A 17,680-nucleotide genomic window follows, 5' to 3' on the forward strand; every position below is an offset into this window, starting at 1 on the left:
TTACTGCCGCCGTCTGCCGGTCCCCGCCATACTGTCAAAGACGCCATCACGCAGCACTAACGCATGAAAAAGCGCGGCCGCCAAATGCAGCATCACGGTAGCAAATAGCATCAGCGCAACCAGAGAGTGCAAAGGGCGCAGAATGGCAAACCAGTCGTTATTCACCGGAACAATGGGTGGCAAAACAACCCCGCCCCCGAGGGTGATGGGGTACCCCGCCGCTGACTGCATCGCCCAGCCAATCAGGGGCTGAAGGAACATCATGAGGTATAACGCCCAGTGTGAGAGATGCGCTATCAGGCGCTGCCAGGCCGGTATGGAAGCCGGTAGCGAAGGGACGGAGGTATAAAACCTCAGCCATAGCCTGACCACCACCAGAACCAGAATCATCAGCCCCAGCGGTTTGTGGATCGCCACCAGCAGGGCATGCTTCGACGAAATGGTTGAAACCATCGCAATGCCGATAAACAGCATTGCCACGATAGCCGCTGCCATGAACCAGTGCAGAATGCGCAACGCCGGATGGAAATAAGCAACCTGTTTCATAAGCCAGCTCCTGACTGTTGGGACTGTTCACGGGTACGCGCATTGTAGGATTTGGCATAGGCCGCCGAGCGCGCATTCAGTAAAGGATCGTCCGAAGGGGCAATGCCATCGGGCAAAATCAGCGGATCGTAGTTGATGTCATTGCACGGACCGTTTTGCTGCGGTGTTGCACGCGTCAGCACGAGGATGCCGGCATTGATGGTTTGCCGATCTTCAGGCCAGACCTGGCTTGCATCGTTGCCCGGATCGCCCGGTTTAGCGACGGTAATCATCAGATCCCATTTCAGCGGCCCTTGCTTCAGGCGCTCTTCAAGATCGTGCTGCAGAAAATCTTTATCATTTTTATCCGCCTCGCTCATCGGCTGAGAGCCAATATGCGGCACCATACTCCAGCGGACCAGATGCTCTTTACCCGCTTTATCTATAAAGCGAAATGCATTCAGGCTATTAAAGCGATCGCTTGCCCAACTGGATGAAGGTACATACTGCTTTGCCCAGGCGAGGTAAGGTTGCATCTGAGGATGCGCGATCACAAACGCCTTAAGCTTATCGGGGTTGGGTTTACCGGTTGCCGGATCGGGCAGAGTCAGGTTTTGCAGCGCATAGAAGTCTTCAACGGTAGAGACCGGAAAGCGTGGCATCGCGTTCATGCCTGTTCGCCACTGCTCGCCGTTGCTCTGCCTGAATTGCAGCGCCATGCTGCGCACGGGAACGGCATAATCCGGCGCTTTTGGGTTACCCCCTGCGATGGCGAAACGCCCCGTAACCGGCGTTTCGCCAGGGGCAAACAGCGCTGCTCGCGATAACGAGCTGACCTGGCCGTTAGAGATAAAATCCCCCACCACGCACACGCCCTTCGCGTGATTGCGGCGAAAACCGGGATGTTCCCCACCCGATTTCTGCAATACCGAAACCAGTTTGTCAGACGTCAGGCGATTCGGCGTCAGCCAGCCGCCTGACCAGAGAAACAGCGCTATCAAGACAAGGGGAATAATCGCGACCAGGCACAGGCGGACTATTTTTTGGCCGGTGGAAAGTGAAGTGTTCGTCATATTTTTGCTCACACAGTGAATACACAGTCAAATACGCGAGAACGTATTCCTGAAAACATTAAGCACGTCTTTCGCTGCTGGCGTGATAACTCGCCCATTAAGACGCGCCACAGGATGAATGAAGCAGGATTTTTTTAACTGTAGCCCAGAGCCGCTCTTTATCTCTGTCACGTATTTTTTCATGCTGAATTTCTCGCATGAATGCCGCTTTATCAGCTCCGGAAAAGCCGCCCTCCGTTTTTAATTTCCGGGCGATACTGCGAAGCGTTGATTCATCGGCATGGGCAATTTTTGCTCTCACCGCAGAGAGCGGCATCGGTGTCCTCGGTGTGTCTTCTTCCATGAGCCAGTCGGCACAATGGAAATGCTGGATAGCCTTCGCAATGTCCATCTGCAGTTGAATGAAAGACCTGACGCTCTCTCTTTCCAGCCCTGACGCGTGGGCGACAGCAAAGGCTCTTTCAAGCACGTCCCGTTCCTGTTCAGGGTCGGCAATTGCCTGACCCTGCTGCGCCTTATACGCTGCAACCTCTTTCATCAGGCAAAAACGCAGGTTGATACTCATGCCAGGGCCGGAAAAAACCTCGATCGCTGTCGTTGTTTCCGCAATGCCATCTCCCTGAATGGATGGCCCTGCCGCTAACTCATGCTTTTTCTCCATTACCGATCTCACTTATCGCATAGGTAAAAAAATAACGTTCTCAGGCCCGGATCCGGTTGGCTGGAAAGCGAACAAAAACCAACCTACCAGTTGGTAGGTTTAGTGTCAATTTCATCACTCATTTTTTACTCAATGCTGGATGCCATGTTTGTTCGGAATGGTTTTCAAAAGAATTCGGGGTAAGACAGGCTGCCGAAACGGCGAGCGAGGGGGAACGAAGAAAGATGAACAGAACTCAGAAAAAACATGCGGGCAGGAATACTGCATCCTGCCCGCATACCGGCCATACGGTCATTCCACTCCCCCAGCAAAAAAAATCGTATGGCGAGTTATCTTAGGCGTGAACCATATCTGCACAATACTGGATGCCAATACCGAACGCTCCGCCATGTTTCTGGCTGATCGAAGTGGTCAGTTCGTAGGTTTCATGACGTGCCCAGTCACGTTGCAGTTCAAGCAGGTAAGTCAGGGCAGTAATCGGCTTTGCGCCAGCCTGAATCATGCGTTGCACAGCGCGTTCGTGAGCTTCTGCACTCATGTCACCGCTGGCGTCTGTGACGATATAGACGTCAAAACCTTGCTCAATGGCAGACTGAACCGGACCATTCAGACAGACCGAGGTCCACAGACCTGCAAACACCAGGCGGTCGCGCTCCAGTTTGTTGACGGCATCAACAAAATTACCATCTTCCCATGCGTTTGAGGTGGATCGGTTAACGTACGACGCGTCATCCGGGAATACCGCTGAAACTTCAGGAAATACCGGGCCCGCAAAATCATGGCGTGAAATCGTCGAAACAAGGGTCGGAATATTAAACCCCTTACCTGTTTCCGCGAGGACTGCGGTATTTTGTCTCAGCAGGCCGATATCAATATTTTTCACATTGAACGCCATCTGGCTCTGGTGATCCAGCAGGATCAGCGCATGGTTTTCCGGGCTTAACAGATTTCTGGCCGCTGCAGGTGTTGCTTTAATCGTCATAATAATTTCCGCGATGTTTGTTTAAATTTATCAGTGTATTAAGGACCTGATTCGTGAACTCGGGAAAACTATACAAAACGAAATATTCTTTTGTCCGTTCATTTTTGCAAAGGGCTTATTGCAAAAATGAACGCTGTGAAATATTAATGAATTTTATATGAAAAAAGGAATTAACATGTTTGTCCGAATATTCTCTTTCTGTTCTCTGCTAAATAGTGGGAACAGTGATTCATAAATTCCCTTATTTTTGCTGATTTCCTTACATCAGGATGCGCGAGCAGCCAAATGTCTTCACCCAGTCCCTCCACGATGGGGCTAATCTGAGCCAGTTTATCTATCTGATTGCCATGCATGCAGGGTAACAAACCGATCCCAATCCCGCTTGAGATAGCCGACGCAACACTGAGAACGGAGTCGCCGCGAAAGGTGATATTTTTCTCGGGAATATTTTTTTCAATCCACAGAAAGGCGTTTAACTTAGACATTGCGTAATGGAAGGAGACCCAGCGATGCTCCGTGAGCGCCATAGCATTGACTTGCTTTTTTTCCCATTGTTCACGTAAACCATACACTGCCCAGAACGCCGATCCCACCTTGCGGCCGGAAAGATGCTCCGGAATGTCTCTGGTGGCTCGAAACGCGATATCCGCCCCGCCATCGAACAAATTGACGGATTCATTTCCTGTCGAGACCTGAAAGGTAATGTGGGGATTTATTCGGCTAAATGACGCGATCAGCGGGTTAAGGTAATCCTGCAAAAGGGCATCCGACGTGGTGACCCTTATCTCCCCCGAAAAACCGCATTCATCCTCTTCAATGTTCTGTAGAACATAGTGGATATCCTCTTCAATGCGGTGTCCCAGGGCGATCAGCGCGGTTCCGGCTTTTGTCGGAACGTAGTGGGTACGGCGACGCAGAAAGAGGGCTAATGCCAGCGACGTCTCAATGGCCCCCAACCGACGAAACAAGGTGGAATGATTGATGCCCAGAGCATCTGCGGCGCGTGACAGATTACCGTGCTCACCTATAGCCATAACAGTTTTCAAATCATCCCAGGAAAAGTTCTGGGAGGTCATTTTCTTCATACTCTTTAAATCCAAATATCTTATCGGCAGGCCAGCTGTAAAAATTGCTGGCGGATGCGCTCGGCAATGGCATTGACCACCGCCGCACTCTCATCAGTCGGATCAATATCAACCCGGAAGGGACGTTTCCCGCAGGTGTATTGACGATATTGACTATTGCCTGCGCGGCATGACCGTGCAGGCCTCATCGCTCATTTACCCCGGAAGCGTATGCATCCGCCTGTCGGGGGGATTAGGCGAAGCCACCGTTTACACGAATAACCTGCGAGTTGATCCAGCTCCCGTCCGGACCGGCGATCATCGCTACTGCGCTGGCGATCTCTTCTGGGGTACCGATGCGCTCGAGCGGGGCCAGTTTTGCAACGGCCGCAACCTGCTCTTCGCTCTTACCGTTAAAGAAGAGCTCAGTCCCGGTGGGGCCCGGAGCAACGGCATTAACGGTGATATTTCTGCCCCGCAGTTCGTTTGCCAGCACGTGTACAAGCCCTTCCACGCCTGCTTTTGAGGCGATATAGGGACCATAAGCCGGGAAGGATTTGGCGATCACGCTCGTCGAAAGGGCAATGATTCTGCCGCCTTCACTCACGGTTTCAGCAGCATTTGCCAGCACCAGAAATGCGCCACGCAGGTTGGTATGAATGACACGATCAAAATCGTGAAGACCGGCAGGGGTAATCTTCGCCATTGGCATGATCCCCGCGCTGTGCGCCACCACATCCAGTCTGCCGGTAACCGCTTTCGCTTGCTGGAACAAGTGGCTGACATCCGCTTCGCTGGCAACATCAGCCTGAATCGCCGTCGCACGGCCACCTTTAGCGACGATGCTCTGCACGGTTTGCTCTGCCGCCTCGGCATTACCTGCGTAATTCACGATAGTGGTAAAACCGTCCCGCGCGAGACGCTCAGCAATGGCGCGGCCGATACCACGGGAACCGCCCGTAACAAGGGCAGTTTTATTGACTTTGTCCATCGTTCTCTCCGGTTTCAGTGAAAGGGGGTCTGAATGAAGATATTAATGTTTTAGCGGGAGAGATAAATGGGTGATATTTGATAACATAATTCCATTATCGTTAATAATCGCCTTCAGGATCCGTGATGGATAAATTTGATACCATGCTGCTCTTCACCCGCATTGTAGAGCTTCAAAGCTTCAGTCAGGCCGCGGACCAGCTAGGGATCCCCAGAGCGACGGCCAGCAATGCAATAAAAAGCCTGGAGAAAAACCTGGAGTGTCGTCTGCTGGAGCGGACGACCAGACACGTGCGGGCTTCGCTGGATGGCGAGGCATTTTATGAACGCTGCGTGCATATTCTTTCTGAACTGGACGATGCGGAGTCTTCCCTGCGTCATTCCGGCGTAAGACCACAGGGGATTTTGCGCGTGAATCTTCACGGGGCCCATGCGACCCGCATTGTACTGCCCCGTATTGACGAGTTTCACGCCCGCTATCCCGCCATCAGGCTGGTTATCAGCAGTGGGGATCGTCTGGTCGATCTGATTCGGGAAGGCGTTGACTGCGCCGTACGCGCGGGCAAGCTCTTTGATTCATCATTAATTGCCCGGCCTTTAGCCCAGATGCCTCAGGTTATCTGCGCCAGTCCGGACTATCTTCGTAAGCACGGCCGACCGATGACCCCTGACGATCTGCTTTCTCACCAGAGCGTCAATTTCTTTTCCACCAGCCGGGGTAAGAACTATCCTCTGGAACTCATTGTTAACGGTAAAGAGAAAAGCTATCCGACCAAAGGCTGGATGACAGTGAATGACGCAGAAAATTACGTTATTTGCGCGTTGCGTGGATGTGGGCTGGTTCAGCTTCCACGTTATCATGTGGACGATGCCCTTCGGGATGGCCTGCTACAGGAAGTGTTAAGCGACTGGAAAAGCCCGTCCATGCAACTTTCGGCTATCTATCCGCAGCACCGACAGCTGTCTCCCCGTGTCCGGATTTTTGTAGACTGGCTGGTTTCTCTCTACCGGGAACGCTTTGAGGTGAACGCTTAATGGCTGCGTAAACCGTCGCTCACGTTGACGGCGCCGCGGGATCGGCAAGCATCGCATCGGCGATATCCAGCATAACCCGCAGGCGATCCATATGCCGGAGGTCAGAGTGATACCCTACCCATATATCTTTGGACGGCGGTGGCTCCGGCATGCTGATAGCCGCTAAGCCGGTGATGGCATCACCAAGCGGGCGCGGTAACACGGCGATGCCCATTCCACGCTGGCACATCTGTGCCTGTACGGCCCGGCTGGTACTGGTGAACACACGTCGTGACTGGGGGAACCTGTCGAGCAGCCAGGCGACGTCAGAGAAGTGGGATTGTGCCGTGTTCATCAGAATAAGCCCCACTGCGGCCGGATCGTGTCGGGCGATATCGGCGATTTCCGGCGTTCCATATAGCGCATAGGGGATGCGCACCAGGCGGCGCTGGACAATATCCGGTTCGGTAAAGGGAACGATGCGAAACGCAATGTCGGCATCACGCCGCGACAGGTTAAGTAAGCGGTAGCTTGCGATAAGCTCCGGCACAATCGCCGGATGGCGGCGCGTCAGTTCCTCCAGGACCGGTGCGAGTACATAGTTGGCAAACCACTCTGCTGAAGAGATGCGCAATATCCCTTCAAGACGTTCGTGATTACCGGCGAGACGCCGCTCCATCGCCAGCGCGGAGTTTTCCATCGCTTCTGCCAGCTTCAGCACCCTGTCGCCGGCGTCGGTCAGAACCAGACCCTCCTGTGTCCGGCGAAATAGCGCTTGCTGCGCCTCTTCCTCAAGCGCCTTTATCCGGCGACCAATCGTCGGATGGCTCACACCCAGGCTTCGTGCCGCCTCGCCGAAAGAGCCCTTACGCATAACTGCAAGAAATACCCGGACGTCGCCCCATTCCATGCCAGTGTCTCACCGTACAAAAATGAACATTGAATATACAAAAGTGGCAGTTCCAAAACAACTTTGTCGATATCACTATAGCGTCCTCACCCCCCAGTCAGGAAATGAATGACATATACAAATTAAAAGACAAAGTGGCGATTGTAACCGGTGGTTCCAAAGGCATCGGAGCTGGGATTGCCCGTCAACTGGCGGCTGACGGCGCGAAGGTCATTGTCAATTACGCGTCAGGCAAAAGTAGTGCTGATAACGTCGTTGCCGATATACAGGCTGCCGGCGGGCAGGCGGTAGCGGTCGCGGCGGATGTCACCCGCCAGGCTGAGGTTGAGGCGCTGGTTAACGCGGCCATCGACATTTTCGGGCGGCTGGACATTGTGGTGAACAACGCCGGCATTTATGAGTTCGCCCGCATTGAAGAGAGCACAGAGGCACTCTACCGCAGACAATTCGACATCAATGTTCTGGGCCCGCTGTTAATGTCCGGCGCTGCTGCGCCGCATCTGAATAAAGGCAGCAGCATCATTAACATCAGTTCGTTCGTCACCCGCGTCTTTATCGCCGAGAGTGCCATCTACAGCGGCACCAAAGGGGCGATCGATGCTATTACCGGGGTACTGTCACGAGAACTCGGCCCCCGGGGAATTCGCGTCAACGCGGTCAACCCTGGCCTTATCGAAACGGAAGGCAGTCATAGTGCAGGCGCGATGAACTCGGACTTCCAGACATGGAATGAAAAGCAGACCCCACTCGGCCGCATCGGTCAGGTGCAGGATGTTGCGCCGATCGTCTCATTTCTCGCATCAGACGATGCGGGATGGATCACCGGTGAGGTGATTCTTGCCTCTGGTGGCATGCGCTAACGCCCTGCCTCTCAATCTCTGCACATAACCGTTACCTGTGGAGTGTTCCATGTCGCCCCCTATCCTCCCGCAAGCCGAGCCGCGTCGCTGGGCAATGTTTGTCATCCTGCTGGTTGGTGCATTTTTGCCCCCGCTCGATTTTTTTATCGTCAATGTTGCGCTGCCTGCTATTCAGGACGAGCTGAGCGCTTCTTCCTCTGCTGAACAGCTGGTCATTTCGTCCTATGCAGCCGTGTATGCCGTAACCTTAATTACCGGCGGCCGTCTGGGTGATATTTATGGTCGTGGGAAGATGTTTTTTATAGGGCTTATCGGTTTTGCGGCGGCATCGCTGCTGTGCGGTTTAGCCTGGTCACCATGGGTACTGATTAGTGGACGCGTGTTACAGGGTGCTACGGCCGCGATTATGGCGCCTCAGGCACTGGCTTCCGTACAGGCCATTTTTCCGGAAGCGGAAAAACCGTTCGCGTTGAGTATCTATGGCGCTGTATTTGGCCTGGCCTCGGTTATCGGGCAGGTAGTGGGCGGTATCCTGATCTCAGCGGATCTGTTTCACCTGGGATGGCGGGCTATTTTCCTCGTTAACTTGCCGGTGGCGCTGCTGGTCATTCTCTTCGGGTTGCCACTGCTGAAAGAGACGCGTGCGCCATCCGCACAACGACTGGACCCGGTCGGCATGTTACTGGCGACCGCCACGTTGAGTGCGCTGATTGTGCCATTAATTGAAGGCCGTGAAGCGGGATGGCCCTGGTGGACATGGCTATCATTTCTGGCTGTCCCGCTGCTGGCGTCGCTGTTATGGCGTTATGAGCGTCGCCTTAGCCAGAACGGCGGTTCGCCTCTGCTTGATCCGGTCGTATTACGCGCGCCGGGGCTGGGCCAGGGGCTGGCGATCGTTTTGCTGTTTTATTCTATCGGGGCCTTCTTTCTTTTGTTCTCCGTTTATCTACAAGATGCGTTGCAGTTAAACGCCCTGACTGCGGGCCTGCTTTTTCTGCCTTTTGGCGTGGGTTTTCTGATCGGTCCGTTGCTAACACCTTATCTGAGGCGTTTTGTCGGCAATTACCTGAGCGCAATCGGGATGGGATGCGAGACGTTGGGGTTAACAGGCCTGGCAGGGTTGATTGCCCATACCATGACGGGTAGCGCACCGGCCATGCTGCCGCTCGCTGTATTGCTTTTTATCACCGGCCTCGGCCAGGGACTGGCGATGCCGACGCTGGTCCGGATGGTGACAGGCCGCGTTGCACCGGCGTTTTCAGGCATGATTGCCGGAGTAACCAGCTCGACACTCCAAATCAGCACTGCACTGAGCGTCGCCGTCATCGGTGGCATTTTTTACAGCATGCTGGACACCGGCAGAAGCGGTGCAAATATTACGCATGCCTTTATCGTCGCCCTTCTGGCGATGGCGATATGCCTGGCCACGGGTGCCGCGCTAAGCATCCGGCTTACCCGGCAGGCCTCCGGTTTATTTTCTGCTGCGAGCGGCGCGTCTATCAAGTAACGTAACAGACAATCAACTGGCTGAGGCGTGGACATCCTTGCTCATGTTCCTCCCCAGCGTGCCGTTTACCCGCAGCAGGTACTCATGCGTCAACCTGAGAAAAAATCATGAAAAAATCGATAGTCCCTGAAGAATTCCAACATTATTTCGATGACTGGCACTTCTCGCCTGTCATCGAAGCAGATGGCACGGTGTATCTCTCTGGTGTTACCGCGGCACGGAAGGACAAACCGATAAGTCAGCATCCGGAAGAACAATTCCATGATGCGTTTTATAAGCTTGGTGTTTATTTGAAAGCCGCAGGCTTAGGGTATGAAAATATTCTTGAGATAACCACTTTTCATATTGATCTTAAAAAACATATAGACGTTTTTTCTAAGGTGAAAGATGAATATGTTAAGGCACCCTACCCGGCGTGGACTGCCATAGGCGTATCAGCGTTCATTCCAGAAAATGCGCTGGTGGAAATGCGGATTGTGGCTAAAAAATAGTGCCGCCGTGAGTCCCCAAATCACCCCAGGCACGAACCGGATCGACTTAAGCGCCGCAAGGTCTGCTACGAACAAACGGCAGAGCTCGATGAGACGACAATGTCTTCATCAACTGCAATAGGCTATGTTTACAGATTCAGAAACCCTGGCAATGGCACTGCGTCCAGGAAATGAGACTTGCCGATGAATGCAGAGAACCTTCCTGTGGTACTTATCCCGGGATTTATGCTTGATGAAACATTGTGGGACGATTTTATCACCGCATTTCCCGAGCGCAGGCTCTTTATACCTGCGAGCCTGGGCCAGGGAACCACAATCCAGGATATTGCCGCTAATATAGTCCAGAAACTACCGGAGCGTTTTGTGCTGGCCGGCTTTTCGCTAGGTGGTTATGTTGCCAGAGCTATTTATGAGGCTTTTCCGGAACGGACAGCGGCGATGATCCTCATTGCCACATCTCTCAGAGAGGATTCGGCAGAAGAGATAAATACCCGTGTTGCTGCAGCGAATATCAATTCCTCCAGAGAATTTAGTGGGCTGAGCACAACGGCCATTAGAAAATCACTTCATGCTGATCTCGCCAGTAATACGGCCATTATTGAGAAAATCCGTAATATGGGAAAAAGGCTGGGAGCCGATGTATTCAGAGTCCAGTCAGGGCTAAACCGCGAGCGAATAACATTAAAACCCATTTCATGCCCGACCTACGTTATTGCAGCGAAACATGATCGGCTGCGTTCAACGGAGGAGGCAGAAGAACTCGCCAGGCTAACCGGAACCTGTGTGGATTATGTTGGCGGTTGTGGACACCTTATTCCTCTGGAAAAACCGGATGAACTGGCCCAGCGTGTGTCCAGATGGCTCGATAAAACAGGCCTTTAAAATAACGTTGATGCAAACAGAGTCCCCCTATTCTCTGCGAATCAAACGCCAAGACGTTTTTCTTAGATGTTTGCTTCTGGCCTCTGCTACGCATTTTCGGCTATCGGAGTTGGGAAATCGACAGTGACCAGCAGCCCGCCTTCTGCAGACGTACACAGGCCTACGCTGCTGTTGTGTTGCTGCGCAACCGCGTTGACGATTGCTAGCCCCAGTCCACTCCCGCTTTGCATCTGGTTGGGGTCGCGAAAAAATCGGTCGAACACACGCTCCCTCAATTCAGGCCGAATACCGGGCCCGGCATCTGAGACACGAAGCTGCGTGGCTTTATCCCGCGATCGTATCTCTACTTCAACCCGTCCCCCCTCAGGGCTGTACTTGACTGCGTTCTCAATCAAATTGTCAATCAGCGACATCAGGCGCTCCCTGATGCCTGTGATCCAGACTTCATCATCAGAGACGAATTCAAGCTCTATCCTGCGCTCCGTAGCCAGCGGTTCCAGTGCAGCCATTCGCTCCTGAATGAGCGTCGTCAGCGGCACTGGCTGCATAACGGCATCAATACGTGCTTCACTGTGCATCATCAGCAACAATTGATTGACGAGTCGGGCGGCCCGGCTGTTGCTGCGAACAATCCCCGCCAGTAATTCCTGTTGAGTCTCATTGCTTACATACGACTGCAGCGCCTCCACGTTGATTCGCATTGCAGCCAGAGGAGTACGCAGCTCGTGAGCGGCATCAGCAATGAAAATCCGTTCCCTTTCCGCGCTTTCGCGCACCCTGGCAAGAAACACGTTTATCGCGTCCACCATTTGACGAAGCTCCCTGTGTTTTGGCATGGCTTTTAATGGAGAGAGATCGTCTGGCGTTCGCAAGGATATTTCATTTACGACCTTGCTCCAGGGTCGCATTGCAATACGAATTGACAGCCACGCGGGAAATAAAAGAAAAGGAATGCATACCAGTAGCGGCAATATGTAATAGCCACGCGAGTTCAGGTAGATAAAGAAGTTCCATCCTCCGGCAGGCGTCACAAGTGTCACCTCCACATCGGAGTTCCCGGATTTTAGCGTACGGCTGGTCCAGGTGCGCCCCTCACTCTCAATGCGCTGTAATTCCCCCAGTTGGCTGTTTACGACCCCTGTTGGTGCGCCATCAGATGAATAAATTATCTCGTTATGTTTGCGAATAATGAGGCTGATTGACAGTTCGGGATCTTCACCTCCGCCATATCCTTCCCGCAACGCCTTACTGAACGTGTTCAGCACATCGGTGCGTTCCTGGGGGCGATCGTCCATACTGTCCACCAGCGTAAAAAGGGTTTCGTAGGTCTTACTGCCCGTTAATATCGGGGGACTACGCAAGTCCTCCCACAAAACAAAAGTCAAAAAAAGACACCACAGCAAGGTCAGCAGCAGCATCTGGGCGATGATGATTCGCCGTACGAGCGTGGGGAGTCTCAGGGTGCGCCAGATATTTCGCATCAATCACCACCTTTGTAGATCGGGACAGTATCAATGACATACCCCACCCCTCTCACCGTTCGCACATAACCGTCCCCGATTTTTCGACGCAAATTCCCCATATGCACGTCGAGAGCATTACTCAGATTTTCTTTGGTGCCGAAGATTCTTTCTTCCAGAAAACGTCGTGTAAGCACGCGGTCAGCGCGCAACATTAACGTTTCAAGCAGCGCGTATTCACTTGCCGTCAACTCCACGTGACGGGCACTCACCGTCACGCGACGCGTTGGCACATGCAGAGATAACCCTCTGATTTCTATCGCCTCATTCTGAAAACCGTAACTGCGTCGCGCAAGCGCTCTTACCCTGGCCAACAACTCGGCGAGAATAAAAGGTTTAACAAGGTAATCGTCTGCACCGGCATCCAGCCCACACAGGCGATCCTGTAGCGTGCCTCGAGCAGTCAGGATGATGACAGGGATCCCTTTGAACTGCTGCCGCAAGCAGGTCATCAGGCCCATGCCATCGCCATCGGGCAGTCCCAGGTCGAGCAATATCAGTTCTGGCACGCAGGCATCAAGCTGATGCAGCGCATCCTCTTTGCGGCGAACCCATATGACATCAAATCCTTGATCTGCAAGGGCGATCCGCACGCCATTGCCCAGATCCAGGTCGTCTTCGATTAGTAGAATTTTCACATTGGTAACGGTATCAACAGTGAATGAAGAACGTCTTAAGAAAAAAACGGTTTCGATAAATCTATCAGGTTTACTGCAGCGGTACTTGCTTCAGCGTTTCTTCATTTTCGGCTCATAAGAACCTTAGGGTGCGTATTCAAACTGAGAAAACTGGCGTGAATAACCGCTTGTATCGTCATCATTTGAATCCACAAGGACTTCTTTAATGAGAAACATCGCACTGCGTCATCAGTTTCCTCCTTTGCTCCCGCCTCGCAGCCTGAAAAAAATAGTGCCGGGAGTCGTTCTGGCGTTTCTGACCACCCCGACACTGGCGGCAGAACAGAACCAGGGTAACGTGTTGACCCTGGGGGGAGGTGTGGATATTACGCCTCGCTATTCTGGTTCGGATAAAAACCGCGCCACTACAGCATTAGTGCTTGATTACTCCATGGCAAATGGCGTCTTTATCAGCACCACGCGGGGTATCGGTTACGGTAACAGTGTCGGTAAACTGGAGTACAACGCTGCGCTGAGCTACCGCGCTGGTCGCAAGGATCGTGACGTGAACAGCGATTCAATAAGCTCCGGCAGTGACGACTTGCGGGGTATGGGTGATGTCAAAGGATCGGCCATCATTGTGCCCGGACTGGGGTATAAGGTGACCGACTGGCTGAGTGTGCAATTGCAGGCTGAAGTGCCGGTTTCTGAAAGAAACAACGGTGAGGCCCTGCATTTCGGGATTATCAGCCCGCTTTATACATCACCGAAAAATTCGCTGACGCTGGCGCTGACCACCAGTTGGGGATCCAGCAAATACATGCAGACATACTACGGGGTGAATGCCGCACAGTCAGCAGCATCGGGGTTTTCCCGACATGATGCTGGATCCGGTATTTATGCTTACTCGCTGAATGTGGACTGGACCCACAAGCTCACCCCGGACTGGAGCGTAGCTGTCGCAACAGGCGTTACGCAGTTGACGGGAGATGCAGGCAATAGCCCCATTGTTCAACGAAAAACGTCGCCCACGGGAAGTTTGAAAGTGACGTACAGCTTCTGATCGTGATGGGATGAGTGCTTCCCGACGACTTCTCGCGCTGAACTCTCAATAATATGTTTTCGTTCCGCCCCTGTCAGATAACGGGGCGGCACTCAACACGCCCTGATGCCCCCCTGACTCGGGGCATCAGAATCAATGATGCACTCTGGCGATCAGGCAGCTTTAACGGCTCTGATTTTCTTACTGCCAGCCGCATCTGGCTCTGGGTTATCTGTGGCAGTGGCGGCATTGAGATCGGGAAGCTTGCTGGTACGCAGAATATGCTGCACGGCCTCTTTCTGCTCGGCGAGATACAGCCCAAGATTTTCAGCCTGCGTTTCATCCATCTGCATGCCGCTTTGCAACAGCCAGTCGGTGAACGCTTCTGCCATGTCGAGCAGTTTGTCGTGAGCGTCAGCCTCTTTTTTACTGGCAAATGTCATTTTCTCTTCACCTTTTCGTACGACAACGTATTTTGTTTCAACAGCCATTATGCACCTCTCATACTGTATTTATATACAGTATAGCATTTCCAGAATTGTGTTGCAGTCAAATTGTACTTTCGTTTTAGCCCGAGCCCGCAGACCACTGTGTCAGTAGCGCATGCAGTTTGGCTGGCTCCAGCGGCTTACGCAACACCAGGTAGCCTTCCTGCTCCGCTTCCAGCAAAACCGGCGAGTTAAACTCCCCGCTGACCATCGCGCCGCTCATGTCGGGCAGACGTTCGAAAAGTGCTTTCAGGATGTCGAACCCGCTTTCGCCGGATCGCAGGCGCTGGTCGCACAGTACAGCAAATGGCGTGAAACCGTCGTCAATGATGGCAAAAGCGTCTTCGGCCGAGGCCGCGCAGCGCACGTTAATCCCCCAGAGGCTCATCAGGCTTTCCCAGGCGGACGTCACCAGCGGATCGTCGTCAACGATCAGGCAGGAGCCATGCAGTGGCGCATAGCGTACCGGTGTAGCGATGTTGTCACCGGCGGGCAGTGGATCCACCGCTTTCACGTCACCCGTGTATTGCGCAAAGCGCATCCAGAAGCGTGAACCTTTGCCTTCAATGGAGTGCATTCCATACTTCACGTTCATCAGCTTGGCACAGCGGGCAACCACCGCCAGGCCCAGCCCGTGCCCTGCGCTGTCGATCTTCCATGCCAGCTCGGGGCGGTAGTAAGGCGAGAAGATTTTGCTTTTTTCGTCGTCGGCGATCCCGACCCCGGTGTCCCATACTTCCACCAGACACTCGACACCGCGCGGACGGATCGCAACCAGCACACCGCCCTGTTGCGTATAGCGAAGGGCATTTTGTATCAGGTTAATCAAGGACTGACGCACCAGCAGCGGGTCCCCCATCACGAAGAGGCGACGTTTGGGCCGCCAGGTTCGCAGCCGCAGTGCGCGACTGTTGGCCTCTTCGCGAAACAGGGTGATCACCGAGTCGAGAAGCGTGCCGATGTCCACGCGTGTAGGGGCGGTCATCACATTGCCAGATTCAATTTTGCTGAGATCGAGCAGGGAATTGAACATCAAGTGCACCGAACGAACGCTCTGTTGCAGGTCAAGCAGCTGCGGCATCAGGCTGTCGTCCTGGTTTCTGTGGATAATGGCTTCGATCAAAAAGCCCATGGCATGCACTGGCTGGCGCAGATCGTGGCTGGCGGTCGTCAGGAACTGATTTTTATCGAGCAACGCCTGTTCCGCTTCTTCTTTGGCCTGCCGGAACTGCTCCGCCAGGCGTGAGCTTTGCTCTTCCAGCAGTGCTTGCTGGATAAAGAACGCGTGGGACGTTAACGCATGGCGGTAGATTGCGAAGCCGTACAGCAGATTCAGCATCAGCACGATGAACATCAGGTCATTCAGTCGCAGGATGATACCGAGAGTCAGAACTCCCCAGGAGGCAAAGAAAAACCGTGTGAAGGTGCTGATGACCGGCGTCAGATGCGTCGCATTGGCAGCGACAATAGCGGCAATGCTGATATTAAGGAGCAGGAAAAAGTCAAAATTCTGCGTCTGCGGGGTAATTAAATAGAGTGATGAAATCCCCAGCCCGTGAAAAAAGGCCACCTTATTAATGCGCGGAAGCCAGCGGCGCAGGACGGCCTCATCATCATTTTCTTTAACCTCTTGCTGATAGCGCCGATGCACTATTCGGATCGCCACAGCACAGAGCAGGTAAATTATTATCCAGGTAATGGTTGGACCCAGATCGTCCCCCAGCAAATGGATCCAGATCGCGAAAGGAATGCCGACAAAAGGCACAGCGCTAAAGCTGAATACCATCCGCAGAAACGTATTATTCAGCAGGCGAATTTGCGCGGGGGGAGAGATGCCATCGTTCTGTAAGCCCTGGAAAAACCTCATTCCGACGGCTCCCGTTTGCCATGCAGTAGCGTGATGGCTTCCACCCGACTGTTAACGCCTATCTTTTTCAGAATATTGCTGATGTGTTCTTTTACCGTGGGCTCAGAAATAGAAAGCTGGGCGGCAATTCTTTTATTTGGCAGGCCGCGCATAATCATATTCAAAACATCAATTTGCCGCGGCGTTAAGTTAAATTTACTTAACTGCTCATTATTCGTCTTAACGGCACATTCGTTTGCACAAGGAAACCATGTCAGATTATCCGCCAGGGCAAAAACGGCCCGTGAGAATAATTCAGGAGGTTCGCTTTTCAATACGAAACCGTGTCCTCCGGCCGTATGCACTTTCTGCCAGATATCGTTATTTTCATCCCCACTGACGACCAGGAGGCGCACCTGAGGGTAAAGCTGTTTCACTTCTTTGAGTAATTTCAACGCCGTACCGGAAGATAGCCAAAAATCGATTACCAGTAAACGTGGCGGGCCATTTTCCCTAATATGACGGTAGCAATCTTCTTCATTCGTCACGACATACGCCTGTTTGAACCGGCAATGTGTAATCAGAAAATTGGCGATGCCGCTTGCTACCAATGGATGGTCATCAACAACCAACGCATAATTCTGCCCCAAAGGAATCTCCTTTCACCTTCGCGTATCTGAGAGTACAGATGAATTATTATCGACCCACCCTACTTTAGGAGGGTTTTTTCAATTAGGAAAGAGAAATATATTACCCGCTGATTTGGGTAATAGAAAACATAAATACAATCAGTGATTTTAACTGGTTGGATATAAAGGATAATTTATGAAAAGACCACTAATCGCTTTAACCGTTACGTTGATGCTCGCCGGTTGTTCCACCCTGAAAACCGATCAGGCTATTCCACTGCTGCAGGCGGAAACCGCTAAAATGCTGGGGCTGGGCTCGTCGGACGAAATAACGGTGACCAACGTGAATGGTGCCCAGCCGGATGCGTTGGGCGGCCAAAAACTTTCTTATCGCGCCACGACAGAAAAAGGGCGAATTTTCGATTGCTCATCAATGATGATGCCTGGAATTTTAGGATCTGCGCCGACGCTAAGCGCGCCGACCTGTACGCCGGTTGTCACGCATAAATAATTTCCTCAATACCAAAAGGCGTACAAATAATAACGCCTTTTAAATTTCCCGACACATTTGAGTTTCAT

General features: G+C 52.7%; 19 protein-coding genes. 7 read left to right on the forward strand and 12 right to left on the reverse strand.

What is annotated here, in order from left to right; translation table 11 throughout:
- The 6 genes from AM410_RS00930 to AM410_RS00955 all read right to left on the reverse strand — a co-directional run bounded on the left by AM410_RS00930 (nucleotide 1) and on the right by AM410_RS00955 (nucleotide 5,296).
- Nucleotides 1-546, reverse strand: coding sequence for a cytochrome b (locus AM410_RS00930; RefSeq protein ID WP_014169034.1), 546 nt, complete (start codon nucleotides 544-546; stop codon nucleotides 1-3).
- Nucleotides 543-1,598, reverse strand: coding sequence for a catalase family peroxidase (locus AM410_RS00935; RefSeq protein ID WP_040019003.1), 1,056 nt, complete (start codon nucleotides 1,596-1,598; stop codon nucleotides 543-545). The genes AM410_RS00930 and AM410_RS00935 overlap by 4 nt, the downstream gene beginning before the upstream one ends.
- A 97-nt stretch (nucleotides 1,599-1,695) precedes the next feature.
- The gene (gene aroQ / locus AM410_RS00940) at nucleotides 1,696-2,259 is read right to left on the reverse strand and encodes a gamma subclass chorismate mutase AroQ (protein ID WP_042866541.1); all 564 of its coding nucleotides are present in this window, start codon (nucleotides 2,257-2,259) and stop codon (nucleotides 1,696-1,698) included.
- A 334-nt stretch (nucleotides 2,260-2,593) separates the two neighbouring features.
- Complete coding sequence (locus tag AM410_RS00945; RefSeq protein WP_020885059.1) at nucleotides 2,594-3,241, reverse strand: isochorismatase family protein; 648 nt, start codon at nucleotides 3,239-3,241, stop codon at nucleotides 2,594-2,596.
- 170 nt (nucleotides 3,242-3,411) lie between these two features.
- Nucleotides 3,412-4,326 (reverse strand): LysR family transcriptional regulator, encoded by a 915-nt coding sequence (locus AM410_RS00950; RefSeq protein WP_041162470.1) that lies wholly within the window; start codon nucleotides 4,324-4,326, stop codon nucleotides 3,412-3,414.
- A 232-nt stretch (nucleotides 4,327-4,558) separates the two neighbouring features.
- A complete protein-coding gene (locus AM410_RS00955) occupies nucleotides 4,559-5,296 on the reverse strand; it encodes an SDR family oxidoreductase (protein WP_108647372.1) in 738 nt (245 codons plus the stop codon).
- Nucleotides 5,297-5,421: 125 nt separating this feature from the next.
- Here AM410_RS00955 and AM410_RS00960 point away from each other — a divergent pair, with 125 nt between their 5' ends.
- Nucleotides 5,422-6,330, forward strand: a complete 909-nt coding sequence (locus tag AM410_RS00960; protein WP_025204723.1) for a LysR family transcriptional regulator — start codon at nucleotides 5,422-5,424, stop codon at nucleotides 6,328-6,330.
- A 19-nt stretch (nucleotides 6,331-6,349) separates the two neighbouring features.
- Here the strand turns inward: AM410_RS00960 and AM410_RS00965 are convergent, their stop codons facing one another.
- Complete coding sequence (locus AM410_RS00965; RefSeq protein ID WP_108647374.1) at nucleotides 6,350-7,219, reverse strand: LysR family transcriptional regulator; 870 nt, start codon at nucleotides 7,217-7,219, stop codon at nucleotides 6,350-6,352.
- A 113-nt stretch (nucleotides 7,220-7,332) separates the two neighbouring features.
- Here AM410_RS00965 and AM410_RS00970 point away from each other — a divergent pair, with 113 nt between their 5' ends.
- From AM410_RS00970 to AM410_RS00985, 4 genes are all read left to right on the forward strand, one after another.
- Nucleotides 7,333-8,079 carry a glucose 1-dehydrogenase gene (locus AM410_RS00970; protein ID WP_049022506.1) on the forward strand — a complete coding sequence of 249 codons (747 nt, stop codon included), beginning with the start codon at nucleotides 7,333-7,335 and terminating at the stop codon, nucleotides 8,077-8,079.
- Between the two features lie 49 nt (nucleotides 8,080-8,128).
- Nucleotides 8,129-9,586: an MFS transporter gene (locus tag AM410_RS00975; RefSeq protein WP_108647376.1), complete on the forward strand. Its 1,458-nt coding sequence runs from the start codon at nucleotides 8,129-8,131 to the stop codon at nucleotides 9,584-9,586.
- Nucleotides 9,587-9,693: 107 nt separating this feature from the next.
- Nucleotides 9,694-10,077, forward strand: coding sequence for a RidA family protein (locus AM410_RS00980; protein WP_049022507.1), 384 nt, complete (start codon nucleotides 9,694-9,696; stop codon nucleotides 10,075-10,077).
- A 183-nt stretch (nucleotides 10,078-10,260) separates the two neighbouring features.
- Nucleotides 10,261-10,959, forward strand: a complete 699-nt coding sequence (locus tag AM410_RS00985) for an alpha/beta fold hydrolase (RefSeq protein WP_236900129.1) — start codon at nucleotides 10,261-10,263, stop codon at nucleotides 10,957-10,959.
- An 86-nt stretch (nucleotides 10,960-11,045) separates the two neighbouring features.
- On the opposite strand, the gene AM410_RS00990 is transcribed toward AM410_RS00985, so the two are convergent.
- Nucleotides 11,046-12,440 carry a sensor histidine kinase gene (locus tag AM410_RS00990; RefSeq protein ID WP_108647378.1) on the reverse strand — a complete coding sequence of 465 codons (1,395 nt, stop codon included), beginning with the start codon at nucleotides 12,438-12,440 and terminating at the stop codon, nucleotides 11,046-11,048.
- On the reverse strand, nucleotides 12,440-13,117 hold the full coding sequence (locus tag AM410_RS00995) for a response regulator (protein ID WP_020885069.1): 678 nt from the start codon (nucleotides 13,115-13,117) through the stop codon (nucleotides 12,440-12,442). The genes AM410_RS00990 and AM410_RS00995 overlap by 1 nt, the downstream gene beginning before the upstream one ends.
- 205 nt (nucleotides 13,118-13,322) lie before the next feature.
- Here AM410_RS00995 and AM410_RS01000 point away from each other — a divergent pair, with 205 nt between their 5' ends.
- Entirely contained in the window at nucleotides 13,323-14,159 is an 837-nt protein-coding gene (locus AM410_RS01000) for a MipA/OmpV family protein (RefSeq protein WP_108647380.1), read from the forward strand.
- Between the two features lie 152 nt (nucleotides 14,160-14,311).
- On the opposite strand, the gene AM410_RS01005 is transcribed toward AM410_RS01000, so the two are convergent.
- The 3 genes from AM410_RS01005 to AM410_RS01015 form a co-directional block, all read right to left on the reverse strand.
- On the reverse strand, nucleotides 14,312-14,629 hold the full coding sequence (locus AM410_RS01005) for a YebG family protein (RefSeq protein ID WP_014169017.1): 318 nt from the start codon (nucleotides 14,627-14,629) through the stop codon (nucleotides 14,312-14,314).
- A gap of 76 nt (nucleotides 14,630-14,705) precedes the next feature.
- Nucleotides 14,706-16,493: a hybrid sensor histidine kinase/response regulator gene (locus AM410_RS01010; RefSeq protein WP_108647382.1), complete on the reverse strand. Its 1,788-nt coding sequence runs from the start codon at nucleotides 16,491-16,493 to the stop codon at nucleotides 14,706-14,708.
- The gene (locus AM410_RS01015; protein WP_014169015.1) at nucleotides 16,490-17,122 is read right to left on the reverse strand and encodes a response regulator transcription factor; all 633 of its coding nucleotides are present in this window, start codon (nucleotides 17,120-17,122) and stop codon (nucleotides 16,490-16,492) included. The genes AM410_RS01010 and AM410_RS01015 overlap by 4 nt, the downstream gene beginning before the upstream one ends.
- A gap of 175 nt (nucleotides 17,123-17,297) precedes the next feature.
- Between AM410_RS01015 and AM410_RS01020 the strand changes: the two genes are divergently transcribed.
- A complete protein-coding gene (locus AM410_RS01020; protein WP_014169014.1) occupies nucleotides 17,298-17,612 on the forward strand; it encodes a lipoprotein in 315 nt (104 codons plus the stop codon).
- Nucleotides 17,613-17,680 lie beyond the last annotated feature (68 nt).

The organism is Enterobacter cloacae complex sp. FDA-CDC-AR_0164 (assembly GCF_003071645.1).
GTDB classification, from domain to species: Bacteria; Pseudomonadota; Gammaproteobacteria; order Enterobacterales; family Enterobacteriaceae; genus Enterobacter; species Enterobacter ludwigii.

Excerpts from the sequence above, each read along its gene's own strand:
- AM410_RS01000 (WP_108647380.1), top strand. The coding sequence starts at position 13,323 with ATGAGAAACATCGCACTGCGTCATCAGTTTCCTCCTTTGCTCCCGCCT.
- AM410_RS00950 (WP_041162470.1), bottom strand. The coding sequence starts at position 4,326 with ATGAAGAAAATGACCTCCCAGAACTTTTCCTGGGATGATTTGAAAACT.
- AM410_RS01020 (WP_014169014.1), top strand. The coding sequence starts at position 17,298 with ATGAAAAGACCACTAATCGCTTTAACCGTTACGTTGATGCTCGCCGGT.
- AM410_RS00930 (WP_014169034.1), bottom strand. The coding sequence starts at position 546 with ATGAAACAGGTTGCTTATTTCCATCCGGCGTTGCGCATTCTGCACTGG.
- AM410_RS01005 (WP_014169017.1), bottom strand. The coding sequence starts at position 14,629 with ATGGCTGTTGAAACAAAATACGTTGTCGTACGAAAAGGTGAAGAGAAA.
- AM410_RS01010 (WP_108647382.1), bottom strand. The coding sequence starts at position 16,493 with ATGAGGTTTTTCCAGGGCTTACAGAACGATGGCATCTCTCCCCCCGCG.
- AM410_RS00980 (WP_049022507.1), top strand. The coding sequence starts at position 9,694 with ATGAAAAAATCGATAGTCCCTGAAGAATTCCAACATTATTTCGATGAC.
- AM410_RS00985 (WP_236900129.1), top strand. The coding sequence starts at position 10,261 with ATGAATGCAGAGAACCTTCCTGTGGTACTTATCCCGGGATTTATGCTT.
- AM410_RS00935 (WP_040019003.1), bottom strand. The coding sequence starts at position 1,598 with ATGACGAACACTTCACTTTCCACCGGCCAAAAAATAGTCCGCCTGTGC.
- aroQ (WP_042866541.1), bottom strand. The coding sequence starts at position 2,259 with ATGGAGAAAAAGCATGAGTTAGCGGCAGGGCCATCCATTCAGGGAGAT.
- AM410_RS00945 (WP_020885059.1), bottom strand. The coding sequence starts at position 3,241 with ATGACGATTAAAGCAACACCTGCAGCGGCCAGAAATCTGTTAAGCCCG.
- AM410_RS00965 (WP_108647374.1), bottom strand. The coding sequence starts at position 7,219 with ATGGAATGGGGCGACGTCCGGGTATTTCTTGCAGTTATGCGTAAGGGC.
- AM410_RS00955 (WP_108647372.1), bottom strand. The coding sequence starts at position 5,296 with ATGGACAAAGTCAATAAAACTGCCCTTGTTACGGGCGGTTCCCGTGGT.
- AM410_RS00975 (WP_108647376.1), top strand. The coding sequence starts at position 8,129 with ATGTCGCCCCCTATCCTCCCGCAAGCCGAGCCGCGTCGCTGGGCAATG.
- AM410_RS00960 (WP_025204723.1), top strand. The coding sequence starts at position 5,422 with ATGGATAAATTTGATACCATGCTGCTCTTCACCCGCATTGTAGAGCTT.
- AM410_RS00990 (WP_108647378.1), bottom strand. The coding sequence starts at position 12,440 with ATGCGAAATATCTGGCGCACCCTGAGACTCCCCACGCTCGTACGGCGA.